General features: G+C 71.3%; 18 protein-coding genes. 15 read left to right on the plus strand and 3 right to left on the minus strand.

Annotated features, from left to right (window positions below):
• The first annotated feature begins 11 nt into the window (after window positions 1–11).
• From AB0761_RS02540 to AB0761_RS02560, 5 genes are all read left to right on the plus strand, one after another.
• Window positions 12–1,178: an ROK family protein gene (locus AB0761_RS02540; protein WP_377267184.1), complete on the plus strand. Its 1,167-nt coding sequence runs from the start codon at window positions 12–14 to the stop codon at window positions 1,176–1,178.
• Window positions 1,175–2,719: a sugar ABC transporter ATP-binding protein gene (locus AB0761_RS02545; RefSeq protein WP_377267185.1), complete on the plus strand. Its 1,545-nt coding sequence runs from the start codon at window positions 1,175–1,177 to the stop codon at window positions 2,717–2,719. Before AB0761_RS02540 ends, AB0761_RS02545 begins: the two co-directional genes overlap by 4 nt.
• A gap of 5 nt (window positions 2,720–2,724) precedes the next feature.
• Complete coding sequence (locus AB0761_RS02550; RefSeq protein WP_377273915.1) at window positions 2,725–3,717, plus strand: ABC transporter permease; 993 nt, start codon at window positions 2,725–2,727, stop codon at window positions 3,715–3,717.
• Between the two features lie 69 nt (window positions 3,718–3,786).
• The gene (locus AB0761_RS02555; protein ID WP_377267186.1) at window positions 3,787–4,818 is read left to right on the plus strand and encodes a substrate-binding domain-containing protein; all 1,032 of its coding nucleotides are present in this window, start codon (window positions 3,787–3,789) and stop codon (window positions 4,816–4,818) included.
• A 91-nt stretch (window positions 4,819–4,909) separates the two neighbouring features.
• The gene (locus AB0761_RS02560; RefSeq protein ID WP_377273916.1) at window positions 4,910–6,094 is read left to right on the plus strand and encodes a Gfo/Idh/MocA family protein; all 1,185 of its coding nucleotides are present in this window, start codon (window positions 4,910–4,912) and stop codon (window positions 6,092–6,094) included.
• A gap of 319 nt (window positions 6,095–6,413) precedes the next feature.
• Here the strand turns inward: AB0761_RS02560 and AB0761_RS02565 are convergent, their stop codons facing one another.
• The gene (locus tag AB0761_RS02565) at window positions 6,414–7,445 is read right to left on the minus strand and encodes a multicopper oxidase domain-containing protein (RefSeq protein ID WP_377267187.1); all 1,032 of its coding nucleotides are present in this window, start codon (window positions 7,443–7,445) and stop codon (window positions 6,414–6,416) included.
• Window positions 7,446–7,937: 492 nt separating this feature from the next.
• Between AB0761_RS02565 and AB0761_RS02570 the strand changes: the two genes are divergently transcribed.
• Window positions 7,938–9,815 (plus strand): OmpL47-type beta-barrel domain-containing protein, encoded by a 1,878-nt coding sequence (locus AB0761_RS02570; RefSeq protein WP_377267188.1) that lies wholly within the window; start codon window positions 7,938–7,940, stop codon window positions 9,813–9,815.
• A gap of 385 nt (window positions 9,816–10,200) precedes the next feature.
• The gene (locus tag AB0761_RS02575; RefSeq protein ID WP_377267189.1) at window positions 10,201–14,139 is read left to right on the plus strand and encodes a ThuA domain-containing protein; all 3,939 of its coding nucleotides are present in this window, start codon (window positions 10,201–10,203) and stop codon (window positions 14,137–14,139) included.
• A 33-nt stretch (window positions 14,140–14,172) separates the two neighbouring features.
• On the opposite strand, the gene AB0761_RS02580 is transcribed toward AB0761_RS02575, so the two are convergent.
• Entirely contained in the window at window positions 14,173–14,586 is a 414-nt protein-coding gene (locus tag AB0761_RS02580; protein ID WP_377267190.1) for a TetR-like C-terminal domain-containing protein, read from the minus strand.
• 28 nt (window positions 14,587–14,614) lie between these two features.
• On the opposite strand from AB0761_RS02580, the gene AB0761_RS02585 reads away from it, so the two are divergent.
• From AB0761_RS02585 to AB0761_RS02620, 8 genes are all read left to right on the plus strand, one after another.
• Entirely contained in the window at window positions 14,615–14,845 is a 231-nt protein-coding gene (locus AB0761_RS02585; RefSeq protein ID WP_377267191.1) for a hypothetical protein, read from the plus strand.
• 32 nt (window positions 14,846–14,877) lie between these two features.
• Window positions 14,878–16,827, plus strand: coding sequence for an APC family permease (locus AB0761_RS02590; protein WP_377273917.1), 1,950 nt, complete (start codon window positions 14,878–14,880; stop codon window positions 16,825–16,827).
• Between the two features lie 55 nt (window positions 16,828–16,882).
• Window positions 16,883–18,295 (plus strand): ATP-binding protein, encoded by a 1,413-nt coding sequence (locus tag AB0761_RS02595; RefSeq protein ID WP_377267192.1) that lies wholly within the window; start codon window positions 16,883–16,885, stop codon window positions 18,293–18,295.
• Window positions 18,292–18,996 (plus strand): response regulator, encoded by a 705-nt coding sequence (locus AB0761_RS02600; protein WP_377267193.1) that lies wholly within the window; start codon window positions 18,292–18,294, stop codon window positions 18,994–18,996. Before AB0761_RS02595 ends, AB0761_RS02600 begins: the two co-directional genes overlap by 4 nt.
• Before the next feature lie 483 nt (window positions 18,997–19,479).
• On the plus strand, window positions 19,480–19,962 hold the full coding sequence (locus AB0761_RS02605) for a helix-turn-helix domain-containing protein (protein WP_377267194.1): 483 nt from the start codon (window positions 19,480–19,482) through the stop codon (window positions 19,960–19,962).
• A 56-nt stretch (window positions 19,963–20,018) separates the two neighbouring features.
• Window positions 20,019–20,522, plus strand: coding sequence for a ParH-like protein (locus tag AB0761_RS02610; RefSeq protein ID WP_377267195.1), 504 nt, complete (start codon window positions 20,019–20,021; stop codon window positions 20,520–20,522).
• Window positions 20,515–21,762 (plus strand): MAB_1171c family putative transporter, encoded by a 1,248-nt coding sequence (locus AB0761_RS02615; protein WP_377267196.1) that lies wholly within the window; start codon window positions 20,515–20,517, stop codon window positions 21,760–21,762. The genes AB0761_RS02610 and AB0761_RS02615 overlap by 8 nt, the downstream gene beginning before the upstream one ends.
• Window positions 21,763–22,096: 334 nt before the next feature.
• On the plus strand, window positions 22,097–23,818 hold the full coding sequence (locus AB0761_RS02620) for a discoidin domain-containing protein (RefSeq protein WP_377267197.1): 1,722 nt from the start codon (window positions 22,097–22,099) through the stop codon (window positions 23,816–23,818).
• Between the two features lie 150 nt (window positions 23,819–23,968).
• On the opposite strand, the gene AB0761_RS02625 is transcribed toward AB0761_RS02620, so the two are convergent.
• A complete protein-coding gene (locus tag AB0761_RS02625) occupies window positions 23,969–24,763 on the minus strand; it encodes an SDR family NAD(P)-dependent oxidoreductase (RefSeq protein ID WP_377273918.1) in 795 nt (264 codons plus the stop codon).
• Window positions 24,764–25,057: the final 294 nt, after the last annotated feature.

Raw genomic sequence — 25,057 nt, forward strand, 5'->3', positions numbered from 1 at the left:
GAGGTGAGCACATGACCGTCCAGTACCGACTGCTGAGCCTGCTGCGTGACTCAGGGCCGCTGTCCCGTGCCGAGCTGTCCGACCGGCTCGAAGTACCGCGCCCGCGTCTGCTGGCGGAGCTCGACCGGCTGATCGAGGCCGGCCGGGTCCTGGAGGCCGGGCCCGCCGCCTCCCGCGGAGGCCGGCGGTCGACACTGGTCGAGTTGGACCCCAGGGTGCGCTTCGCCGCCGTCGACCTGGGCGCGAGCTCGGTGGACATCGAGATCACCGACGGCCGGCTGGCCCCGGTGGCCTCGTACGCCGAGCCCTGCGACATCAGGTCCGGCCCCACCGTGGTGCTGGACCGTGTGGTCGAAATCCTCGGAAAGCTGCGGGCGCAGGGCCACTTCAGTCAGCTGGACGCGCTCGGGATCGGCGTCCCCGGCCCGGTGAGCTTCCGCGACGGTGTGCCCGTCTCCCCTCCGATCATGCCGGGCTGGGACCGCTACCCGGTCCGCAGCCAGCTGGCCAGAGAGCTGGGCTGCCCGGTCGTGGTGGACAACGACGTCAATGTGATGACGCTGGGCGAGCACCACAGCGGGGTCGCACGCACCGCCGCCGACCTGCTCTTTGTCAAGATCGGCAGCGGTATCGGCTGCGGTGTCCAGGTGCACGGGGAGATCTACCGCGGTGCGGAGGGATGCGCCGGCGACATCGGCCACATCCAGATCGAGCCCGGCGGACCGGTCTGCTCCTGCGGAAACGCCGGCTGCCTGGAGGCTTTCTTCGGTGGTGTCGCCCTGGTGCGCGACGCCACCGCAGCCGCCCGTACGGGGCAGTCCCCGGCCCTCGCCGAGCGGCTGACCGGGAACGGCGTGCTGACCGCCAAGGACGTCGCCGACTGCGCCGCGGCCGGCGATGTCGCCTGCAACAACCTCATCCGGGCCGGTGGCCGCCGGGTGGGCCAGGTGCTCGCAGGACTGGTGAGCTTCATGAACCCGTCGATGATCGTGATCGGCGGCGGGCTCTCCGGTCTGGGGCACGCCCTGCTCGCGGAGATCCGCGGCGTCGTCTACTCCCGCTCACTGCCCCTGGCCACGGGGAACCTGCCGATTGTGATGTCGGAGCTGGGACCGCGGGCCGGTGTCACCGGGGCCGCGCTGTTGGCCAGCGAACTCGCCTACGGGGGATTCTCATGACGGAACCGGACGCCGCACTCTCGGCCGGCGCCCCCCTGCTCGAACTGCACGGCGTGGTCAAGACCTTCCCCGGTGTCCGCGCCCTGGACGGGGTGGACCTGACGGTCCGGCCCGGCGAGGTGCACTGCCTGCTCGGCCAGAACGGCGCGGGCAAGTCCACCCTGATCAAGGTGCTCTCGGGGGTGCACCGGCCGGACGCGGGCCGGCTCACCTGGCAGGGCCGCCCGGTGTCGTTCCCGGGCCCGCAGGCCGCCATGCGGGCCGGGATCGCCACCATCTACCAGGAGCTCGACCTGGTGCCCGACATGCCGGTCGCGGACAACATCCTGCTCGGCCAGGAGCCGCGCACCGCGGGGTTCGTCCGCCGGGGCAGCATGCGGGCCCAGGCCCGGGAGGTGCTGGAGCGGCTGGGCCACGGCGCGATACCCGTGACCCGGCCGGTCGGCCGGCTGCCCGCCGCCGCCCAGCAGATCGTCAGCATGGCGCGGGCGCTGTCCCGGCAGGCCAAGCTGCTGATCATGGACGAGCCCAGCGCGGTGCTGGCCCACGACGAGGTGGACAACCTCTTCCGGATCATCCGGGAGCTGCGCGGCCAGGGCATCGCGGTCATCTACATCTCCCACCGCCTCGAGGAGATCCGCGAGATCTGCGACCGGGTCACGGTGCTCAAGGACGGCCGCACCACCGCGGCCGGCCTGCCGGCCACCACCCCCACCAAGGAGCTGGTCGGTCTGATGACCGGCCGCACCCTGGAGTACGTCTTCCCGCCCCGGCCCGCCGAGGCGCCCACCGGAGACGAACTGCTGCGGGTGGAGAACCTCAGCCGGACGGGCGAGTTCAGCGATGTCTCACTGAGCGTCCGGCCCGGGGAGATCGTGGGCATCGCCGGCCTGGTGGGCTCCGGACGGTCGGAACTGCTGGAGACCGTCTTCGGCGCGCGGCGCTCGCATGCCGGGCGGGTCACCGTGGACGGCCGGCGGCTGCGGCCGGGCAGCGTCGGCGACGCCGTACGCGCCGGGCTGGGGCTGGCCCCGGAGGAGCGCAAGAGCCAGGCCCTGCTGCTGGGTGAACCCGTACAGCGCAACATCGGCCTGGCCACCCTCTCCCGGCACGCCACCGCGGGCTTCGTCCGCAACTCGGCCGAGCGGGCCGCCGCACTCGGCGTCGCCGACCGGCTGGAGCTGCGCCCGCGCGAGGTGGAACGCAGGGTGCGCACCCTGTCCGGCGGCAACCAGCAGAAGGTGGTGGTCGGCCGGTGGCTGCTCGGCAACACCCGGCTGCTGCTGCTGGACGAACCCACCCGGGGCGTGGACGTCGGCGCCCGGGCGGAGCTCTACCGGGTGATCAGGGAACTGGCCGCGGACGGGGTGGGGGTGCTGCTGGTCTCCAGCGAGGTGCCCGAGGTGCTCGGCCTCGCCGACCGGGTGCTGGTGATGCGCGAGGGCCGGATCGTACGGGAGGGCCGCGCAGAGGAACTCGACGAACACATGGTCCTCGACCTCGTGATGGCGGGGTCACTGCTGGAAGGGACGATCGAGTGACCGACATGGCCCCGGCCGCCGCACCCGCGGCGAAGGCCGGCTGGTGGAAGGGCGACGCAAGCGAACCAGTCCGGCGCAACCTCGGACTGACCGCGGTCCTGGCGACGCTGGTCGTCATCGGACTGGTCAGCTCCCCCGACCAGTTCCTCACCAGCGGGAACATCCTGACCATCCTCACCCAGGCCTCCGCCATCGGCGTCATCGCCATCGGCATGACCTTTGTGATCATCGGTGGCGGCATCGACCTGTCGGTCGGCGCCCTCACCGCGCTCGCCTCGGTGTGGTGCACCACCGTCGCCACCCAGGACTTCGGGGCGGGCGGCATGTTCTTCACCGCGGTGGCGGTCGGCGCGGTCGCCGGCACCGTCAACGGACTGCTGATCGCCTACGGCCGGCTGGTGCCCTTCATCGCCACCCTGGCCATGATGGTCGGCGCCCGCGGCCTGGCCACCAAGATCTCCGACAAGCAGACCCAGCCGGTGAACGTGGAGTCCATCAACCGCCTGGCCGAGGTGAAGCTGCTGGGCATCCCGGACCTGGTGTGGATCTTCGCCGCGGTCACCGCGGTCGGCTGGGTGCTGCTCAACCGCACCACCTTCGGCCGCCGCACGGTCGCGGTCGGCGGCAACGCCGAGGCGGCACGGCTGGCCGGCATCAACGTCCGCCGCCAGACGGTGTACCTCTACACCCTCTCCGGCCTGTGCTGCGGAATCGCCGCGGTGATGGTGGTCGCCCAGGCCAACGCGGGCTCGGCGGGCCAGGGCGACCTCTACGAGCTGGACGCCATCGCCGCCGCCATCATCGGCGGCACCGCCCTCACCGGCGGCCGGGGCACGGTGATCGGCTCGCTGCTGGGTGTGGTGGTCTTCACCACCATCACCAACCTCTTCATCCTCAACAACCTGCCGACCGAGGTCCAGAACATCGTCAAGGGCGCCATCATCGTCGGCGCCGTCCTGGTCCAGCAGTTCCGGCCGCGGGATCTGCTCCGCCACTGAACCACCCCGCTCGGCATCGGTCAGACACTCCCCACCCTCACGGAGGCTCAGATGTCCGAAAGATCACCCATGTCCAGGAGGAACATCCTCTTCGGCGGTGCCGCGGTCAGCGCCGGCGCACTGCTGGCCGGATGCACCTCCAACGATCCCAAGCAGGCGGCGGGCGACGCCACGGTGCCGGTGGCCGCGGGCAGTTCCAGCCCCGGCAAGGCCATCACGGTGGGCTTCTCCGCACCGGCCGCCGACCACGGCTGGATGGCCGCCATCTCCACCAACGCCAAGGCGGCGGCCAAGCGCTTCCCCGAGGTCACCTTCAAGGCGGTCGAGGCCGGTGCGGACGCCACCGCACAGCGCGCCGCCCTGGAGACCCTGATCCAGGCCAAGCCGGACGTCATCGTCGTACTGCCCTACGACGGCGCCCAGTTGACCGCCACCGGCCGCAAGGCCATGGAGGCCGGCATCCCGGTGGTCAACCTGGACCGCGCCTTCTCCGACGAGCTGGCCTTCCGGCTGCTGCTCAAGGGCGACAACTACGGTATGGGGGTGGCCGCCGGGCACTTCATCGGCGACCGTCTCAAGGCGGCCGGAGTGTCCAACCCGGTGATCGCGGAGATCCCCGGTATCGACAGCCTGCCGCTCACCCAGGACCGCAGCAAGGGCTTCAAGGACGCGCTGGCCGGCTATGGATTCTCGGTCAAGCACCGGGTGGCGGCGCAGTTCACCATCGACTCCGGCCAGCAGGCCGCCGCGAACCTGCTGCAGGCGGCGCCCAAGCTGGACGCCCTGTGGAACCACGACGACGACCAGGGCGTCGGGGTGCTCGCGGCGATCAACCAGGCCGGCCGCAAGGAGTTCTTCATGGTCGGCGGGGCCGGCTCGGCCAAGGTCATGCAGCAGATCCAGGCCGACAACACCGTGCTCAAGGCCACCGTCACCTACAGCCCCAGCATGTCGGCCTCCGCCGTGGCCCTGGCCCGGCTGGTCGCCAACGGCCGGGGCATGGCCGACCTGGCGGAGCTCGCGATCCCCAAGGAGATCCGCCTCTCCTCGGAGACCGTCACCAAGGAGAACGCGGCGGACTATCTGCCCCTCGGCTTCTGACCGAAGGGCCCGGGCGTCAAGGCCGCTGTCCTCGGGCGGGGCCTCCGGCGATCAAGGAGACAACTTGTCCACTCAGCGACTCAGGGTCGGCATGGTCGGGCACTCGTTCATGGGTGCCGCCCACTCACAGGCCTGGCGTGCCGTCAACCACGTCTTCGACCTGCCGGCCCGGGTCGAGCTGACCGCAGTGTGCGGCCGCGATCCCGAGCGGGTCGCGGCCGCCGCACAGCGGCTCGGCTGGGCCGACCACATGACCGACTGGCGGGCCCTGCTGGCCCGTGACGACATCGATCTCGTCGACATCTGCACCCCGGGTGACAGCCATGCCGAGATCGCCATCGCCGCGCTGGAGGCCGGCAAGCACGTGCTGTGCGAGAAGCCGCTCGCCAACTCCGTCGCCGAGGCCAGAGCGATGGCGGCCGCGGCGGAGCAGGCCAGGGCCGCCGGGGTGCGGTCGGCCTGCGGTTTCAACTACCGCCGGGTGCCGGCGATGGCGCTGCTGCGGCGGCTGATCGCGGACCGGCGGCTGGGCGAGATCCGGCACGTACGGGCGGCCTATCTGCAGGACTGGATCACCGATCCGGAGTTCCCGCTGGTGTGGCGGCTGCGCAGGGAGCACGCCGGCTCCGGGGCGCTGGGTGACATCGGAGCCCATATTGTCGATCTGGCCCAGTATCTGACGGGTGATCGGGTCGTCGGAGTGACCGCGCTGAGCGAGACCTTCGTGCGCACGCGTCCGCTGCCCGCCGGGGCGTCCGACGGCCTCACCGCGCGCGGCGACGGCGCGGACGGCCGCGGGGAGGTCACCGTCGACGACGCGACGCTCTTCCTGGGCCGGTTCGAGGGCGGGGCACTGGCGAGCTTTGAGGCCACCCGCTTCGCCACCGGCCGCAAGAACGCCCTGCGACTGGAGATCAACGGCTCGCTGGGGTCGGCCGCCTTCGATCTGGAGCGGCTGAACGAGCTGGAGTTCCTGGACGCCACCCAACCCACGGACGAGCAGGGTTTCCGGCGGATCCTGGTCACCGAGGCCGACCACCCCTATCTGTCCGCCTGGTGGCCGCCCGGCCACACGCTGGGCTACGAACACAGCTTCACCCATCAGGTGCGGGATCTGGTGGCGGCCGTCTGCGCGGGCGAGGACCCGACACCGTCCTTCACCGACGCCCTCCAGGTGCAGCTGGTGCTGGACGCGGTCGAGCGCAGCGCCGCCGCCGAGTCGGCCTGGACGCAGGTACCGGCGGCCGGTGCCGCGGTGGCCGAGGCGGCTGCCTGACCGCCCGCTGCCGTCCGCCCACTGCCGTCCGCCCACTGCCCGTCCGTGTGCCTCCACCCGTGTACGCCCACCCGCGTACGCCGACCAGCGATCGCCGACCGCGGCCGCCGTCGATGACGGCGGCGCGGGGCCGCCCGCACCCGTACGCACTCCCCTGTGGCGCTCCGGGGCTCGCCATCGAGCCGACCGGGGCGCCTCGCTGTCCCGGAACCACGAAGGTGCCCCGGCTCCGCCGTGTCCGTCCCCGGTCCGCACAGGCCGAAGCCCCGCCCCCGGTCTCCCGGGGGCGGGGCTGGTGCGCTGGAGTTTCCGGCGGCCGTCAGCCGCCCTGCATGGACGTCCCGTCCGGCATCGTCATCCCGTCCGGCATCGTCATGCCGCCGGGCATCGTCATGCCGCCGGGGGGCATGTTGCCGTCCTCGTCGGTCACCATGAACACCCCGGCCATGCCCATGTCGGAGTGGCTCTGCACATGGCAGTGGTACATCCAGTGCCCGGGCCCGACCCGCTCGCCCGCGATCACCTGGAATCCGAAGGACTCGGCGGGCCCGGTGGTCTTGGTGTCGATGATCCGGCTGGGGTCCTGCGGTCCTTCCAGCAGCCCGGTGCGGTTGTCGGCCCAGCGGTGCCCGTGGACGTGGAAGGTGTGGAAGAAGTCCCCGTGGGTGATCACGATGAACTCGACCCGCTCCCCCACCTTGGCGGTGAAGGTCGGGGTGTCGGGGGCGGTGGTGTTGTTGATCGTCATGTCGTTGAAGACCACGGTGAACTGCTTCTTCGGCAGCACATCGCCCTTGCGCCGGACGACCACCGGGCCGTAGAGCCCCTTGCGGATGCCGCCGGTGCCGTGCTCGGTGCCGACCACATGGTCGTGGTAGTGCCAGTAGCCGGCGGTGCCGGCCTCCCAGGTGCCGTCCCTGCGGCGGTGCGGGGCGTGGGTGCGCCAGGTGTAGGTACGCCGCCCGCCGGGCTCCACGACGCTGTTGTTCATGGTGGTGCCGTCGCTGGCGGTGTCGTAGTCCATCCCGTGCACATGGAGGCTGGCGGTCACATCGAGATTGTTGACCAGCTCGATGTTCAGGGTGTCGCCCTCGGTGAGTTCGATCAGAGGGCCGGGGACGGTCGCCTTGCCGGGCTCCAGGCCGTAGCCCAGCCGGCCGTCCGGCAGCTTCTCCGCGTAGAGGGTCATCCGGCGCTCCTCGCCGCCACCGGGATGCTTCTTGTCGGCCTCCTTGTCAGCGGCCTTGGCGGCCGCCCCCAGGACCGGCTGTGCAGCCGCCACGGTGGGGACGATCGCCGCCACCACCGCGCCGGTCGTGAAGGCTCGCCGGGAGAAGGCACGTCGCGGCATACCTCTGCCTACCTCGGTCATGGTTCTCCAATCGGTGACGGCGCCCCGCGCGTCTGAGGCGAGCCGGTCCGCAGTGCCGACTCCGGCAGCTGCGCAGTCGATGGCGCGCTGTGATCTCGGTTGCCGGCTCGGGTCATGAGGACCTGTCAGAGAGCCGGAGGCGGGCCTACCGTAACAGCCCTTCGATAGTTCCTCTAGGTCCATGATAAAGTTTGCATGGTTCCCGCCATACTTATTGACGTCTCATCAAAAGAATCGCTACCTTCACAGCGTTCCGGTCGCCCCTGAGGGGTTGGTGGACGAGGCCGGTCCACGGCCCGGAGGACCACGGCACCGGGTGTGGCAGGGGAGCCGCCCCGGCGGCCCCGAGTAGCCCGCTCCACGCGAACCACGAGCTCACACGCCGTATCCGCAATCACTGCGAAAGGTGTAGTGGTGCAACCACGAATCCCGTCTCCACCGACATCCGGGTTCCACGGGTCACGCCATGCCATGGCCGTGCTGGTGGCCGCCCTGCTCGGACTGCTCTGTCTCACCGTGCCGCTGGCCTGGGGCCAGGGACAGCCTGCGCCAGGACCAGCAGCTCCCGCTGCGGAGCAGGTCCTGACCTGGACCGCCGGCGACAGTTACACCGGCTATCTCTCGGCACCCAGCACCGCCGTCGCCGGTGCCGCCACCATCGTCTTCGAGAACAGCGCGGCCACCGGCAACACCACGGGCATGCCGCACACGCTGACGTTCGACACGTCCAACACCGACTACAACACCGATGTCACGCTCAACCTGGTCGCCAATCCGGCGGACGCCAACGGTGGGCGGGAGACCGCACAGGTCACCCTGAGTCCGGGCACCTACCGCTACTTCTGCGCCATGCCGGGCCATCTGATGTCCGGTGAGCTCACCGTCACCGCGGCCGGCGGCGGCGACACCACGGCGCCCCAGGCGTCCGCCGCGGTCACCGGCGACAAGAACGCCGACGGCCAGTACACCGGCACCGCCACCGTCACCCTGACCGCCACCGACACCGAGTCCGGCGTCGACCACATCGACTACACCCTCGACGGCGGCACCTCCACCGCCTACACCACACCCATCGCCGTCACCACCCCCGGCGACCACACCCTCACCTACCGCGCCACCGACAAGGCCGGCAACACCTCCGCCGACCAGACCACCACCTTCACCATCGCCACACCCACCACCAAGGACACCACCCCACCTCAGACCTCAGCCACCGTCACCGGCGACAAGAACGCCGACGGCCAGTACACCGGCACCGCCACCGTCACCCTGACCGCCACCGACACCGAGTCCGGCGTCGACCACATCGACTACACCCTCGACGGCGGCACCTCCACCGCCTACACCACACCCATCGCCGTCACCACCCCCGGCGACCACACCCTCACCTACCGCGCCACCGACAAGGCCGGCAACACCTCCGCCGACCAGACCACCACCTTCACCATCGCCACACCCACCACCAAGGACACCACCCCACCCCAGACCTCAGCCACCGTCACCGGCGACAAGAACGCCGACGGCCAGTACATCGACACCGCCACCGTCACCCTCAGCGCCTCCGACACCGAATCGGGCGTGGACCGGATCCAGTACTCCCTGGACGGCGGTGCCTATCAGACCTACACGGCGCCCGTGGCGGTCAGCACCTCCGGCGACCACACCCTCACCTACCGCGCCACCGACAAGGCCGGCAACACCTCCGCCGACCAGACCACCACCTTCACCGTCGCCGCACCGCCCGCCGGGGACACCACCGCGCCCCAGGCCTCGGCCGCGGTCACCGGCACCCAGAACGCGGCCTGGCAGTACGTCGGCAGCGCAACCGTCACCATCACCGCCACCGACGACAAGTCCGGTGTCGACCGCATCGAGTACTCCCTCGACGGCGGCCCCTATCTCGTCTACACGGCACCGGTCGTGGTGGACCGGGCCGGTGACCACGCCGTGCGCTACCGGGCCGTGGACAAGGCCGGCAACACCTCCGCGGTCGCCACCGCCAACCTGACCGTGGTCGACAGCCGCTCCGGAGGCGGGCACTGCGCGGAGTCGGACAACCGCGCGACGGTGATCGTGGGCACGGTGAACTCCGGGGTGCCCAACCGCGTCACGGGCAACGGCTGCACCATCAACGAGCGGATCCTCGACGAGCAGGCCTGGAAGAGCCACGACGCCTTCGTCGACCACGTCAAGCACCTCACCGATGCGCTGCTGCACGAGGGCGTCATCGACCGGCGCGAGGCAAAGGCGATCAACACCGCGGCCTCCCGGTCGGACATCGGCAAGCCCGGTCACGACCACGGCGACCGGGCCGCCTCCGACGGGTCGGACAGGCTCGTCGCCCGCTGAGGTCGTGATGCCGGCGGCCCGGGCCGAACCAGGGCCGATCCGCCACCGACGGGCGCCGGCAGACCTGCGGGCACCGCGTCCGCAGAACCGCAGCACCACCGCTGCGATCCCGATCAGGAACGTCCGGACCAGGCAGCCGTGACCGGCGCCCTCCGGACCCATGGGAGCACCCCGGCGCGGACAGTGGTCCGCGCCGGGCCCCACCCGGCCGGCGCGGCGGCACGGACCGCGGCCGGCAGTACTCCTCGCACCGCTGGATCGAGCAAAGGAGTCAGGAATGGGTCGACGAGACCTCTTGGCACTGTCCGGATCGGGCAGTGCTTCACCTCCGGGCGTACCAAGGGGCCCGGGACGCCCGCGGGTCTGGCGCCGGGTGATGGTGCTGATGTCCAGCGGCGCGCTGGCGCTGGGGCTGGCGTCGCTGCCCGCCGTACAGCAGGCACAGGCCGGGACGCCCGCGGCCGCGGGCACGGAGGAGCGGGCCGCCTCGGTCAAGGTCCTGGTGTTCCACGGGCCGGCGGCGGCACAGGACGACCCGGTGGGCCGGGCGGTGACGGCGGTCAAGGAGCTTGGCGCCAAGAACGGGTTCGGTGTCGACGAGTCGGACGATCCGCGCGTTTTCACCGCAGCCAAGCTGGCCGGCTACCGAGGTGTGGTGTTCCTGTCCGCAAAGGACGCCACGCTGAACTCGGATCAGGAGGCCGCGTTCCAGGCGTATGTCAAGGGCGGCGGCGGCTTCGTGGGAGTCCACGACGCCGCACGGGCGCAGCCCGGTTCCGACTGGTTCACCGGTCTGATCGGCACCCGTCCCGCGGCGAGCCTGCCCGCTGCCGAGAAGGTCTCGGAGGTCACCGCGAGCGGGGACAACCCGCCGAACGAGACCAAGGAGAAGCTGGTCGACGGGCTGACCAACACCAAGTGGCTGGCCAAGTCCACCACCGGATGGGCCGCGGTGAAGCTGGCCAAGCCGGTGGCGGTGGCGCAGTACGCACTGACCTCGGCCAATGATTTCCCGGGGCGCGACCCCAAGGACTGGACCCTGCAGGGCTCCACGGACGGGAACGACTGGAAGACCCTGGACACGCAGACCGGGCAGACCTTCCCCGATCGCTTCCAGACCCGGCAGTTCACCGTCGCCAACAGCCAGGCCTACCAGTACTACCGGCTGAACATCACCGCCAACAGCGGTGAACCGCTGATCCAGCTGGCCGAGCTGCGGCTCTTCAGCGCCGATCCCACGCCGCCGGCCGAGTCCAAGGTGCAGCAGGCGGTGGTGGATGTCACCGACCGTCAGCACCCCGCGAACAAGGGCCTGCCGCTCACCTGGACCCGGTCCGACCAGTGGATGAACTGGGATCCCAGCCCGGTCGGCAAGGTCCAGACGATCGCCCAGGTCGACGAGGGCAGCTACGACCCGGGCCCGGCGGGCAACGGCGCCTTCCACCCGATCTCCTGGTGCCGGGACTACGACGGCGGCCGGTCGTTCTACACCGGTATGGGCCGCACCGAGGCCAGTTACACCACGGACCAGAAGTTCCGCAGCCATCTGCTCGGCGCCATCGAGTGGACGACCGGAATGGTCCGCGGCGACTGCCAGGCGACCATCGCCTCCAACTACACGGTGGAGCGGCTGACCGCGCCCAACCAGACGGGCCAGCTCGACCAGATCGGTGAGCCGCACGGGCTGACCATCGCTCCGGACGGCAAGGTCTTCTACATCGGCAAGGCCGCCTGCCCGTCCGGTCCGATCGCCGACTGGAGCGACCCCAAGGTGGGCCTCGGCTGCGGCACCATCCACCTGTGGGACCCGGCGACCAAGAAGGCCAAACTGCTCACCACCCTGGACGTGATGGGCAACCGGGGCAGCGGTGACGAGCTGGTCAAGGACGAGGAGGGTCTGGTCGGCATCGTGCTGGACCCGAACTTCCAGAAGAACGGCTGGCTGTACGTCTACTGGATGCCGCACGACTCGATCGACCGGGACACCCAGGTCGGCCAGCGCACCATCTCCCGGCTGACCTACGACTTCAAGGCCCAGTCGATCGACCAGGCCACCCGCAAGGACCTGCTGCACTGGGACGCGCAGATCCACAGCTGCTGCCACGCGGGCGGCGGGATGACCTTCGACAAGCAGGGCAACCTGTATGTCGGCGTCGGTGACAACAACTCCTCGCAGGGCGCGGGGGCGGGGTACTCCGGGAACAACTGGACCCAGGACTACAAGGGCCTCTCCTTCCAGGACGCCCGCCGCACCGCCGGCAACACCAACAACCTCAACGGCAAGATCCTGCGGATCCACCCGGAGGCGGACGGCACCTACACCATCCCCAAGGGCAATCTCTTCACCGGTAAGGAGGAGGGCGGCGGCAAGACCCGTCCGGAGATCTATGTGATGGGTGTCCGCAATGTCGCGCGGATCGCCTATGACAAGACCAACGACTGGCTGACGGCCGCCTGGGTCGGTCCGGACGCGGGCGCTCCCGACCCGGAGCTGGGTCCGGCGAAGTACGAGACCGCGACCGTCATCACCTCCGCGGGCAACCAGGGCTGGCCCTACTGCATGGGCAACAAGCAGCCCTACCGCAACCGCAGCAACACCGACGCCAGTGTGCTGACGAACTGGTACGACTGCGACCACCTGCAGAACACCTCGCCGCGCAACACCGGTCTGACCGACATCCCCGCGGCGCGGAACAACATGATCTGGTACTCGCCGCAGGGCGGCGGCCCGGTCTACCCGCAGCGGACGGACGGCAGCGGTCTGCCGACGTACGACCAGGACCAGGCCACCTACACCGAGCAGTACCTCAAGGGCGGCGGCCAGGCCATCATGGACGGCCCGACGTACCACCGGTCCGAGGTGGACACCGGCAGCGGGGTCGCCTGGCCGGCGTACTGGGACAACAAGTGGTTCATCGGTGACGAGTCCAACGCCAGCAACCGGGTCGCCGTGACCGTCGACCCGTCCAACGTGAAGGAGCAGGGCCCGCCGGCCTTCGCCGAGGACCTGCGCCAGATCATCCCGGGCGGCCGCGGCGACAATCTGCTGCAGAGCTGGATGGACGCCAAGTTCGGCCCGGACGGCGCGCTCTACATGCTCGACTACGCGGGCGGCTTCTTCAGCCTGGACTCCAACCAGAAGCTGATCCGCATCAGCTACCACGGCGGTGCGGCCACACCGAGGCCCGCCGACGCGGGTGCGCGGTCGGTGGCGCAGAGCGAGCCCAAGACGGTGGCGTTCTCCGGCACCAAGGCCGGCGGCGTGGCGTGGGAGTGGAACTTCGGTGACGGCAGCCGGCCGTCGCACGAGGCCAACCCGACGCACACCTACGCCGACTACGGCACCTACCACGCCACCCTCAAGGTGACCTACGCCAACGGCGAGCAGGCCACCGGCACCGTCGACGCGCTGGCCGGCTGCAAGGCGCCGGACGCCCGGTCGACGGTCTGGCTGCTGGACACCGACACCAAGGTGGCCAACCACAAGGCCGGCGGCGGCTGCACGGTCAACGACCTGATCGACGACGAGCGCAGCTGGTCCAGCCACGGCCAGTTCGTCAGCCACCTCAACGGGGTGGTGAACCAGCTCCGCAAGGACGGGGTGCTCGACCAGCACGAGGCGGCCGCGCTCACCAAGGCCGCTGCCCAGTCCGACATCGGCAAGACCGCGGGCTACCAGTCCATCTTCGACGGATCGGCGGCCAGCCTCGCCGACTGGCAGCAGGCCGGAGCCGGGACGTTCTCGCTGCTGCCCGACGGGACGCTGCACAGCTCGGGCGGCATGGGCATGCTGTGGTACGCCAAGAAGCCCTTCGGGGACTTCTCCGTCCGGCTGCAGTTCCGGGACGCGGCGCCGGACGGCCACAACGCCAACAGCGGGGTCTTCACCCGGTTCCCGGACCCGCGGACCCCGCTGGCCCAGCGTCCGCCCGGCAGTTGCGGGACGGTCGGCTCGGCCCGCAGCGCCCCGGAGTGGGTCGCGATCTACTGCGGGCAGGAGAACCAGATCTACGACGGTGACTCCGGTGAGCCCCAGAAGACCGGCTCGGTGTACAACTTCGCACCGGTGACGCTGGACAAGGCGGGTGTCACGGCGAAGGGCAGCTGGAACGACTACGAGGTGCGCGTCGTGGGGCAGCACTACACGATCATGCGCAACGGGGTCGTGCTCAACGAGTTCGACAACACGCCCGGGAAGAGCTCGTCCCGGGCGGGTGACCCGCCCACGGATCTGCGGCAGTTCATCAGCGGCTTCGTGGGGCTGCAGAACCACAGCGACAACGACCTGATCGAGTTCCGCAACATCCGGGTGCGGCAGCTCTAGACCGGTCGGGGGACCGGGGCCGGGCGCAGGGGTTCACCCCTTGCGCCCGGCCTTCCCGCTGTCCGGGGAGCGCAGCGCCCCGGCCCGGACCGCGGCGGCGGCCGCGGCGGCCGCACGGCGCGGCAGGTCGTCGTCGAGCGGTTCGCCGCTGACGTACATCCGGTGGTGGAACGGCGCGGCCGGCATCCGGACCGCCTCGGCGGCGTCGGTGACCGCGGGTGCCTCGCCGCGCCGCACGGCCGCGGCCACCGGTCCGGGCGCGCGGCGGATCCTGGATCCGATCACCTCGGAGAGCATCCGGCGGGCGTCGGTGTCGTGCACGGCCGAGGCGATCATGGCGTCCGTCCAGGAGCGGTGGACCGGGGGGCGGTACAGTCCGAGGATGGTGCCGCCGACCTCGGCGAGGTCTCCTTCGAGGGAGCCGGTGGCGGGCTCCGGCAGCGTCACCCGCGAGGCGCGCGCCCGGGGCCATCCGGTGACCGCACCGATCCGCGCCGAGGCCGATGTCACCGACCCGGCCTCGATCGCCGGGGCGGTGTCCGGCCATGACGCGGTGGTGGCCGCCGTCAAGGGCCTCGACCAGCTGGTCCCCCGGGCAGCAGCAACGGGTTCAGCGGCGGCAGCGACCCGGTCGACTGCACCCCCTGGCCGGGCCCGGTGCCAAGACCGCGTCAAGACCGCCGCCGACGACGACAAGGGTGTGTGAAGAAGCGGGACCCGGGCGGCCGGGGGCGTTCACTGCTGAGCGTGTCCATCGCGTTCAAGCGACTGATCATCGGCCGGCCGCTCAGCAGTGACCGCCTCGGGGAGCAGATGCTGCCCAAACGGATCGCACTGCCGGTCTTCGCCAGCGATCCGCTGTCCTCGGTGGCCTATGCGACGCAGGAGATCCTGCTGGTGCTCACCCTGGGCGGCGTGGCCTATCTGCATCTGACGCCCTGGGTCGCGGCGGCCGTGGTGCTGCTGCTGGCCGTGGTGGTGCTCTCCTACCGTCAGGTGGTGCGTGCCTACCCTTCGGGGGGCGGCTCCTACGAGGTGGCCTCGCGCAACTTCGGGGCGTGGGCCGGGCTGGTGGTGGCCTCGGCACTGATGGTCGACTACATCATGACGGTGGCGGTGTCGGTGGCCGCCGGAGTGGACAACATCATCTCCGCGGTGCCGATGCTCGACCCGTACCGGGTGGCGGTGAACCTGGGCTTTGTGGCCCTGCTGACGGGGATGAATCTGCGCGGGGTGCGGGAGTCGGGGCGGCTGTTCGCGGTGCCGACCTATCTCTTTGTCGCCGGGGTGCTGGCGATGATCGTCGCCGGGCTGCTGCAGACCGCGTTGGGGCATCCCCCGGTGGCCGAGAGCGCGGGGTGGCAGGTCCGGCCGATGCCCGGCGAGCTGGGGCTCACCGGGGTCGCCCTGCTGCTGCTGACGCTGCGGGCCTTCTCCTCCGGCTGCACCGCGCTCACCGGCGTGGAGGCGATCTCCAACGGGGTCCCGGCCTTCCGGCCGCCCCGGTCCCGCAACGCCGCGACCACCCTGGCGCTGATGGGCACCCTGTCCATCACCATGTTCGCCGGGATCACCGCGCTGGCGATGATCGCCCATGTGCGGTACACCGGCGACACCTGCCGGCTGGTGGGGTTCCCCGGCGACTGCACCCACACCAGTCAGCGCACCGTGATCGCGCAGATCGCCGCCGCGGTGTTCGGCGGACCGCACTCGGTGATGTTCTTCTACGTCCAGACCGCGACCGCACTGATCCTCATCCTGGCCGCCAACACGGCGTTCAACGGCTTCCCGATGCTGGGCGCGATCCTGGCCGAGCACCGCTTCCTGCCGCGCCAGCTGCACACCCGCGGGGACCGGCTGGCCTACTCCAACGGCATCATCATCCTGGCGGTGGCGGCCGGCGTGCTGATCTACGCCTTCCAGGGCTCGGTGACCCGGCTGATCCAGCTCTACATCCTGGGGGTCTTCACCTCGTTCACGCTCTCCCAGGCCGGTATGGTCCGGCACTGGAACCGGGTGCTCGCGGGCCGCCCCGCTCCACCGGAGCGGCGCCGGATCCACCGGTCACGGGCGATCAACGCCGTGGGCGCCTGCCTGACGGCGCTGGTCCTCGCGGTCGTGCTGGCCACCAAGTTCACCCATGGCGCGTATCTGGTGGTCATCGCGATGCCACTGCTGTACACGACGATGCGCGGCGTCCGGCGCCACTACGACCGGGTCGCCCGGGAGCTGCGCCCCAGGCCCGGCGGGGTGACCCTGCCCAGCCGGGTCCATGCGGTGGTGCTGGTCTCCCAGCTGCACCAGCCGACCCTGCGGGCCCTGGGCTACGCCCGCGCGACCCGCCCGGACACCCTCACCGCGCTGACCGTCCGGATCAGCCCGGACGAGGAGCGGGCCCTGCGGGCGGACTGGGAGGAGCGGGAGATCCCGGTGCCGCTCACGGTGATGGAGTCGCCGTACCGCGACATCACCGGCTCGGTGCTCGACTACATCGCGCGCCTGCACCAGGAGCACCCCGGCGATCTGATCGCGGTGTACATCCCGGAGTACGTGGTGGGCCACTGGTGGGAGCAACTGCTCCACAACCACTCGGCGTTCCACCTCAAGGCGCGGCTGCTCCTCCAGCGCGGGGTGATGGTCACCAGCGTGCCCTGGCAGCTGGACTCCGCACGCCACAGCCGCTGCTGACCTCCGCCTGCCGCTCGGCAGGGCACGGCCGCCCCGACCCACTAATGTGCTGATCATGCAGCAGTTGCCGGATCCGCGGGGCGCCACGGGTGTGCGCCTGGCCGGTGCGGGCCGCCGGCTGCCGGCCGCCGCGGGCGGCGCTGCGGGGCTGGCGGTGCTCACCGCCGTACTGCTGCCCGTCCGCAGCGGGCTGTCGCTGGCCAGCATCGTGCTGATCTATCTGGCCGCCGTGGTGCTGATCGCCGCCGCCGGCGGAGTGTGGCTGGCGCTCACCGCGGCGGTGGTCTCGGAGGGTCTGGTCAACTTCTTCTTCGTGCCGCCCTTCCGCACCCTGCATGTCGCAGGACGCGACCTGCTGATCACCCTGGCGGTCTATGTGGCGGTGGCGGTCACCGTCAGTGTCACGGTGGACCTCGCCGCCCGGCAGCGCGCCGCCGCCGTCCGCAGTGCGGTCGAGGCGGCGCTGCTGGCCAGGATCACCGCGGCGCCGCTCCAGGGCCGCCCGCTGCACGCGGTGCTGGAGCAGGTCCGGGACACCTTCGGTATGACCGGGGCCGCACTGCTGGAGCGCGACGCCATGGGCGAGCATCCGGTGGGGGTCGTCGGACAGGCGCCGTCGGCGCGGCCGGCGCTCTCCGTGCCCGCGGGCAACCGGTTGCGGCTGGTCGCCGACGGCCCCGCGGTCTTCGCACCCGACCAGCGCTTCCTGGCCCGGCTCGCGACGGCGGCGGGCCGCGCCCTGGAGGCCGAGCGGCTGGCGGACGAGGCGGCACACGCCAGGGAACTGGCCGAGATCGACCGGGTGCGCGCCGCCCTGCTGGCGGCCGTAGGCCATGATCTGCGGACCCCGCTGGCCGGGATCAAGGCGTCCGTCTCGGCCCTGCGCGAACCCGCGCTGGGTCTCACCGCGGACCAGCAGTCCGAACTGCTGGCCACCGTGGAGGCCTCCGCCGACCGGATGGGCGATCTGGTGGAGAACCTGCTCGCACTGAGCCGTCTGCAGGCGGGCGCGCTGAGCGTGCATCCGCGTGCGGTCGCCATGGACGAGGTGGTCGCCGCCGCGCTGCTGCACACCCCGCTGCCCAGCGGCCGCGGTGTGGCGGTCGAGGTGCCCGAGGACCTGCCGCCCGCCTGGGCCGATCCCGGCCTGCTGGAGCGGGTGATCGCCAATCTGGTCGCCAACGCCTGCCGGGCGTCCGGGCCGGGCGGCGAGGTCCGGGTCAGCGCCGACGCCGACGGCGGCCTGGTACGGCTGCGGATCGCCGACCGCGGGCCGGGCATCCCCGCCACGGATCGCGAGCGGATGTTCGCACCGTTCCAGCGCCTGGACGACCACAGCGGCGGCGGCCTGGGCCTGGGGCTGGCCATCGCCCGCGGCTTCACCGAGGCCATGCAGGGCTCCCTGGTCCCCCACGACACCCCCGGCGGGGGCCTGACGATGACCCTCACCCTCCCGGCCGCGCCATGACCCGCATCCTGGTCGTCGACGACGACCCCCATCTGCTGCGGGCCCTGACCATCGCGCTCACCGCCGGCGGACACCGGGTCACCACCGCCTCCGACGCACGCACCGCGCTCAACTCCGCGGCCGCCGCACCGCCGGATCTGGCCGTCATCGACCTGGGGCTGCCCGATCTGGACGGCATCACCGTCATCGAGAGCCTGCGCGGCTGGTCCACCGCCCCCATCATTGTGCTCTCCGCCCGCCATGACGAGACCGCCAAGATCAACGCCCTTGACGCGGGCGCGGACGACTATGTCACCAAGCCCTTCGGCATGGGCGAGTTCCTCGCCAGGATCCGGGCCGCGCTGCGCCGGGCCACCCCCGGTGACGACCTGCCGGTGATCACCACCGCCGCCTTCACGGTCGATCTGGCCGCCAAGCGGGTGACCACCGCGAGCGGCGAGACCCGTCTCACCCCCACCGAGTGGCATCTGCTGGAGACCCTGGTCCGCAACCCGGGACGGCTGGTCACCCAGCGGCGGCTGCTCCAGGAGGTCTGGGGGCCGCGGTACGCCACGGAGACCAACTATCTGCGCGTCCACCTCGCCAATCTGCGGCGCAAGCTGGAGCCCTGTCCGTCCCGTCCCCGGTATCTGATCACCGAGCCGGGAATCGGCTACCGCTTCACCCCCGACCCGCCCGCCACCGAGGACGGACCCGCCTAGAACTTGTCCGACCGTTCGCACCGTTGAGGCGCGCAGCCTCCGGCGCAGGGCCCCTCCTCGCCGAAGGCGGGCAGGGAGGGCGCATCGCACGGCGGAGGACCGACCTCGTACCCGGCGTAACCGGTCGACTCCGACAACGCAGCGAGGTGCCGCGCCGGACATCGGGCACCGGGCGGGAACGGTTGGACAACCGCCGGGGCCCGCCCTCCGGTCGATGGTGGACGGCACCCCGCGGAGCGCCGGACAGAGCTGCGGACCCGCCCCCCGTCGGCGGGTCCGCAGTACTGCGTGCGCCGGAGGCGCCGCCCGGTTGCCGATCCTGATCGTTCGCGGACACGGTGTCAACAATCGTGGATCACAGGGTGTCCGGTACCGCCGCCCCGCGTCGATTTCCAGCCTCCACGACATGTTCGGACACCACGATCATGGATTCGACGGAGGCAGGGGGTGCCGGGCTCACCGAAGCCGTCTATGATCCGGCTCATGCCCATGGATGAGCCCACGGAGCCCCTGAGTTGTCGCCCGGACGGCCCCTCCCGGAGCGAGGGACCGGAGTTCGCGGACCGCTTCCGGAGACTGATCCAGGTGCTGTACCCCAAGCAGTTGGGACGTCCCTGGACGGACAAGGAGATCGCCGCCGGGACGGGCCTGTCCGCCACCTACATCGGCAATCTGCGCAAGGGCACCCAGAAGCCCAGCCTCGACAACGCCGCGAAGATCGCCAAGCTCTTCGGGGTACCGCTGGACTACTTCCAGCACTCCGAGACCGCACAGGCGGTGGAGCGCGACCTGAAGCGGATCGAGCAGGTGCGGTGCGAGATGGAGGCGATCCGCGGCGACGCCACCATCGGCCGGATCGCGATGCGTGCCGCCGGACTGCCCCCGGCCATGAAGGACGCCGCCCTCACCGTGGTCGAACAGCTGCGCCGCGCCGCCAGCCTGCCCGAGGACGACCCGGGACAGTGACAGACCGTCAGGAGGTGCCACTGGGCCGCTGGCTGACTCCCGGAGGGGAACCGTACATGAGAGGTGTGACCCGCACCCGACGCCGGATGCGCGCCGCCATCAGGGCGCTGGACCTGCCACCACTGGCCTCGGTCGAGGAGCTGTGCGCCGCCGTCGCCCAGCACCGCGGGCGGCCGATCCGGCTGACACCCCGGCGGATGCGGTTCGGTGAGCCCTCCGGCTTCGTCGAGTCGCTGCCCGACGAGGACCACATCCACTACGAGGCCGAGACCTCACAGCTGCACCGGACCCTGATCTGCTGCCATGAGCTGGCCCATCTGCTGCTCGGCCATGTGGCGGCGTCCCCACCGGACGAGCAGACGGCCACCGTGCAGCTGCCCACCATCGACGCCGACATGGTGCGGCTGGTACTGGGCCGCTCCCACTACGACGACACGGCCGAGGAGGAGGCCGAGGTGATGGGCATGGAACTGATGCGCCGTCTGGTGCTGACCCCCGGCACCGGGTCGACCGCCCAGCTCTCGCCCGCGCTGGAACACCGCCGGGGGCAGCATGTCTGACACCCCGGAGGGCCCCTACAACGCGGTCTATCTGGCGATCTGCGTGCTGGCCTGGACCGTGGTGGTGTTCAAGCTCCGGGCGCTGCGCCGGGACGCGTCCACCGGACTGCTGGTACTCGCCCTGGCCACCGCCCTGCCCGCGACGGCCTTCGGGATCGCAGCGCCCGTGGTGTACCGGGCGCTCGACCGGGCAGCGGGCGTCCCCAACCTGGCCACACTCGGGGTCTATGTCTTCATCAGCGGGTTCTCCGCCTCCGCGATGGTGCTGGCGCTGCTCTGGACGCCTCCGGACGAACGCTCCGGCGAGCGGACGGTGTGGGAGGCCGCACCCAGGGTGCGGGACCGGCTGCGGCGGCGTCTGCTGGTGTTCGCCGTGGCACTCCCGACGATGGCCGTACTGTTCCTCACGTCCGGGCGGCTGGCTCCCGAGACGCCGCTGGTCTTCGACACCACCTTCGCCGGACGGCCGACCGTCGCCGCCTTTCTGGCGATCTACCAACTGCTGTTCGGCTACGCGTTGCTGGACATCGGCCGGGTCTGCTGGCGGCACGCCTCCCGGCTGCCCGGCGGATGGCTGCGCCGCGGCGTCCGCATGATCGCCGTCGGCTGCCTCCTCACCCTGGGCTATGTGGTGAGCAAGCTCATCGCCATCGGCGCCACCGTGGCCGGGGTCGGCGGTCTGGACTGGCTCTCCACCTCGGCCGGTCCCGCCTTCGCCGCCGCCGGGGCGCTGCTTGTCACTCCCGGCTTCGCGATCCCCGCCACCGCCGCCTGGCTCCGGCGGCGCCACGCGTACCGCACCCTGCGCCCGCTGTGGCAGGCGGTGTACCGGGCCGACGACCGGCTGGCCCTGGAGAGCCCTCCCCCGGCCTGGACCGAGTCGCTGGCCGTACGCGACCTGGAGTGGCGGACCGTCCGGCGGGTGCTGGAGATCCGCGACGGGCAGGCGGCACTGCGTCCCTGGGTGGACCAGGAGAGCGTGGACCGGGCGACCCGGGCCGCGCAGGCCGCCGGACTGGCCCCGCGTGACCGCGACGCACTGGTGGTGGCCGCGGCGCTCACCTCGGCGCTGCGCGCGCTGGACGCCGGGCAGCCCGGACGCGACCGCGAGGACCAGGTCCCGCTGCCCGGGCTCACCTTCGAGCCCGAGGAGGAGCGCGACCACCTGCTGCGGGTCGCGCTGGCGATGCGGGCCCCGCTGCCGGGTGCGACGGTGCCGGCGGGGTCACTGCCGGGCTGAGTCCGTCCCCCTGGCACACCCTCCGCGCGACACCGGAGTGCGGGCCGGGTGTCGTCCGGGGGCCGCCTGCGTCCCGGTGCTCCTGGGGAGCTCCCCCGACGACCCTCGGGCATCGGCGCACCAAGGGAGATCACGCTCTCTCAAACAAGCACGCAAGCCTGCTCATGACAAGCTTCTTGACGGGGCGTCACCGGGATTGTAGACATCACGTCAGATGAGAGAGCGCTCTCTGACACACACCCCACCCGGTTCAGGAGACGCCATGTCAGGCAGCAGTCCCATGCTGGTGGATCGACGATCAGGTCCCGCCAGGCACCGGCCGTACACCGTTTTCGTGCTGATCACCGCACTGCTGGCGGGCCTGGTGCTCGTCATGACGCAATCGCCGGCCCGGGCGGCCGACACCCTGCTCTCCCAGGGGAGGACCGCCACCGCATCGTCCACCGAGAACGCCGCCAGCCCCGCGTCGGCAGCCGTCGACGGCGACAGCGGCACCCGCTGGTCCAGCGCCTTCAGCGACCCGCAGTGGCTCCAGGTCGACCTCGGCTCCAGCGCCACGATCAGCAGGATCGGGCTCTCCTGGGAGGCGGCCTATGCGACCGCCTTCCAGATCCAGGTCTCGGACTCCGGAACCGGCAACTGGACCACCCTCTACTCCACCACCACCGGCACCGGCGGCACCCAGACCCTGAACGTCAGCGGCACCGGCCGCTATGTACGTCTCAACGGCACCGCCCGCGCCACCGCCTACGGCTACTCCCTGTGGGAGTTCCAGGTCTACGGCTCCCTGACCGCCGGAGGCTCCTGCGGCACCGGCAATGCCGCGCTGAACCGCCCCGCGAGCGCCTCCTCCACCGAGAACGCCGCCAGCCCCGCGTCGGCGGCCGTCGACGGCGACAGCGGCACCCGCTGGTCCAGCGCCTTCAGCGACCCGCAGTGGCTCCAGGTCGACCTCGGCAGCTCACAGCAGGTCTGCCAGGTGGTCCTGCAGTGGGAGGCGGCGTATGCGACCGCCTTCCAGATCCAGGTCTCGGACACCGGAACCGGCAACTGGACCACCCTCTACTCCACCACCACCGGCACCGGCGGCACCCAGACCCTGAACGTCAGCGGCACCGGCCGCTACATACGCGTCAACGGCACCGCCCGCGCCACCGCCTACGGCTACTCCCTGTGGGAGTTCGCCGTCCACACCGTGGGCGGCTCCACCACCTCGCCCCCGCCCACCGGTGACCCCGGCTCCTTCTGGGGCGACACCTCCACCATCCCGGCCGCCAAGAACGTCCTGACGCTGAAGATCCTCAACCGCACCAACGGCAAGTACCCCGACAGCCAGGTCTACTGGAGCTACAACGGCCAGGTGCACTCCATCGCCGAGCAGCCCTACTTCGACATGCCCGTCAACTCGGCCGGCCGGATGTACTTCTACCTGGGCTCGCCCAACAGCTCCTACTACGACTTCATCGAGTTCACCGTCGGCGCCGATGTCTTCAACGGCAACACCACCCGGGTCGACGCCTTCGGGCTGAAGCTGGCGATGCGGCTGCACAGCCACGACGGATACGACGTCCAGGTCGGCGAGGACCAGCAGACCTTCGCCGAGGACCGCTCGGTGACCTTCCAGAAGTTCATCGACTCGGTGCCCGGTCCGTTCAAGGTGCTGGCCCAGACCCAGGCCCCGTACCGGATCATCGCCCCGGGCAGCGACCCGAGCTTCCGGGCGGGGGGTGTGAACGCCAACTACTTCACCTCCTACGCCGGTTCGGTCGGCGTCAACGCCCCCACCTCCGACATCTTCGGCTGCGCCGGCACCCTGGCCGGCAACCCGGACATGTGCGCCGCACTCAACCGCCATGTGGCCACGCTCCCGCAGTCGCAGTGGTCGGACCCGACCACGTACTACTCGGCCGACCCGGCCAACTGGTACGCGAAGTTCTGGCACGACCACGCCATCGGCAAGCTCGCCTACGGCTTCCCGTACGACGACGTGGCCGGCCAGTCCTCCTTCGTCTCCCACGGCAGCCCGCAGTACCTGCTGGTGGCGGTCGGCTGGTAGCACCCGCTGCGCACGCACGGCGGCCGCCCCTCCGCGGGACGGCCGCCGTGGCATGTCGTCAGCCCCTCCGGCCGGGCACCCGGTGCTCAGCCGGAGGCGATCGCCGGGTCGCCGGCGGCCGTCGGCGCGGCGCCGGATGACCGGCCGTCGTCAGGGCACGATGGCGTCGATGTAGCCGCCGTCCACCCGCACCGCCCCGCCGGTGGTCGCCGAGGCCTGCGGAGAGCTGAGGTAGACGACCATGTGCGCGATCTCCTCGGGCTCGATGAGCCGCTGCAGCAGGGACTGGGGCCGGTACAGCCGCATGAACTCCCGCTGCGCCTCCTCCCAGGGCATGCTCCGGTCCACCAGCTCGTAGACGAAGTCCTCGACGCCCCCGGTGTGGGTGGGCCCGGCCAGCACGGAGTTGACGGTGACCCCGCTCCCGGCCGCGGCCTTGGCGAAGCCCCGCGAGACGGCCAGCAGGGAGGTCTTGGACATGCCGTAGTGGATCATCTCCGCGGGTGTGGCCACCGCGGAGTCGCTGGCGATGTTCTGCACCCTGCCCCACCCCCGCGAGATCATCCCGGGGAGGTAGCGGCGGCTCAGCCGCACCGCGCTGAGCACATTGGTCTCGAAGTATCCGCGCCACTCGGCGTCCTCGATCTCCAGCGCGGGGCGGGCCTGGAAGATGCCGAGGTTGTTGATCAGGATGTCGGTGTGCGGCACGGCCTCGCAGAGCGTGTCCGCCCCCTCCTCCGTCGCCAGGTCGGCGGCGACGGCGGTCACCTCCGCCCCCGGCACCTGGTCCCGCAGCCCGTCCGCGGCCTCCTCCAGCCGGGACGGGTTGCGGCCGGTGAGGGTGACGGCGGCACCGGCCTGCGCGAGACCGCGCGCGATGGCCAGGCCGATGCCCTGGGAGGAGCCGGTCACCACTGCCCTTTTGCCGGCGAGTTCGACGTGCACCATGCGCTCCTGTCGGTGGCTGCGGCCCGGGGCCGGTTCACGTACGGCGGCCGAGGTGGTCCCCGACGTCGGGGGGCTCCACCGGGCACGGCCGCGGTCCCGGCGGCGGCCTGCCCGCGGCCGACGGCCCGGCGCGGGTGCCAGGGCCTCATGGGGCGACGGCGCCTGCACAGGCGTTGAACGCCGTCGCGGAGCAGGACCGCTCCGGCGGCGCCGCAGCGGGATCCGGCGTGGTAGGACACAGACGGAGAGCGGGCGTGCTCGCTCCGGATCGGCGGCCCCGGGTTCAGCCTG

The organism is Peterkaempfera podocarpi, from assembly GCF_042466665.1.
Taxonomy (GTDB): domain Bacteria; phylum Actinomycetota; class Actinomycetes; order Streptomycetales; family Streptomycetaceae; genus Peterkaempfera; species Peterkaempfera podocarpi.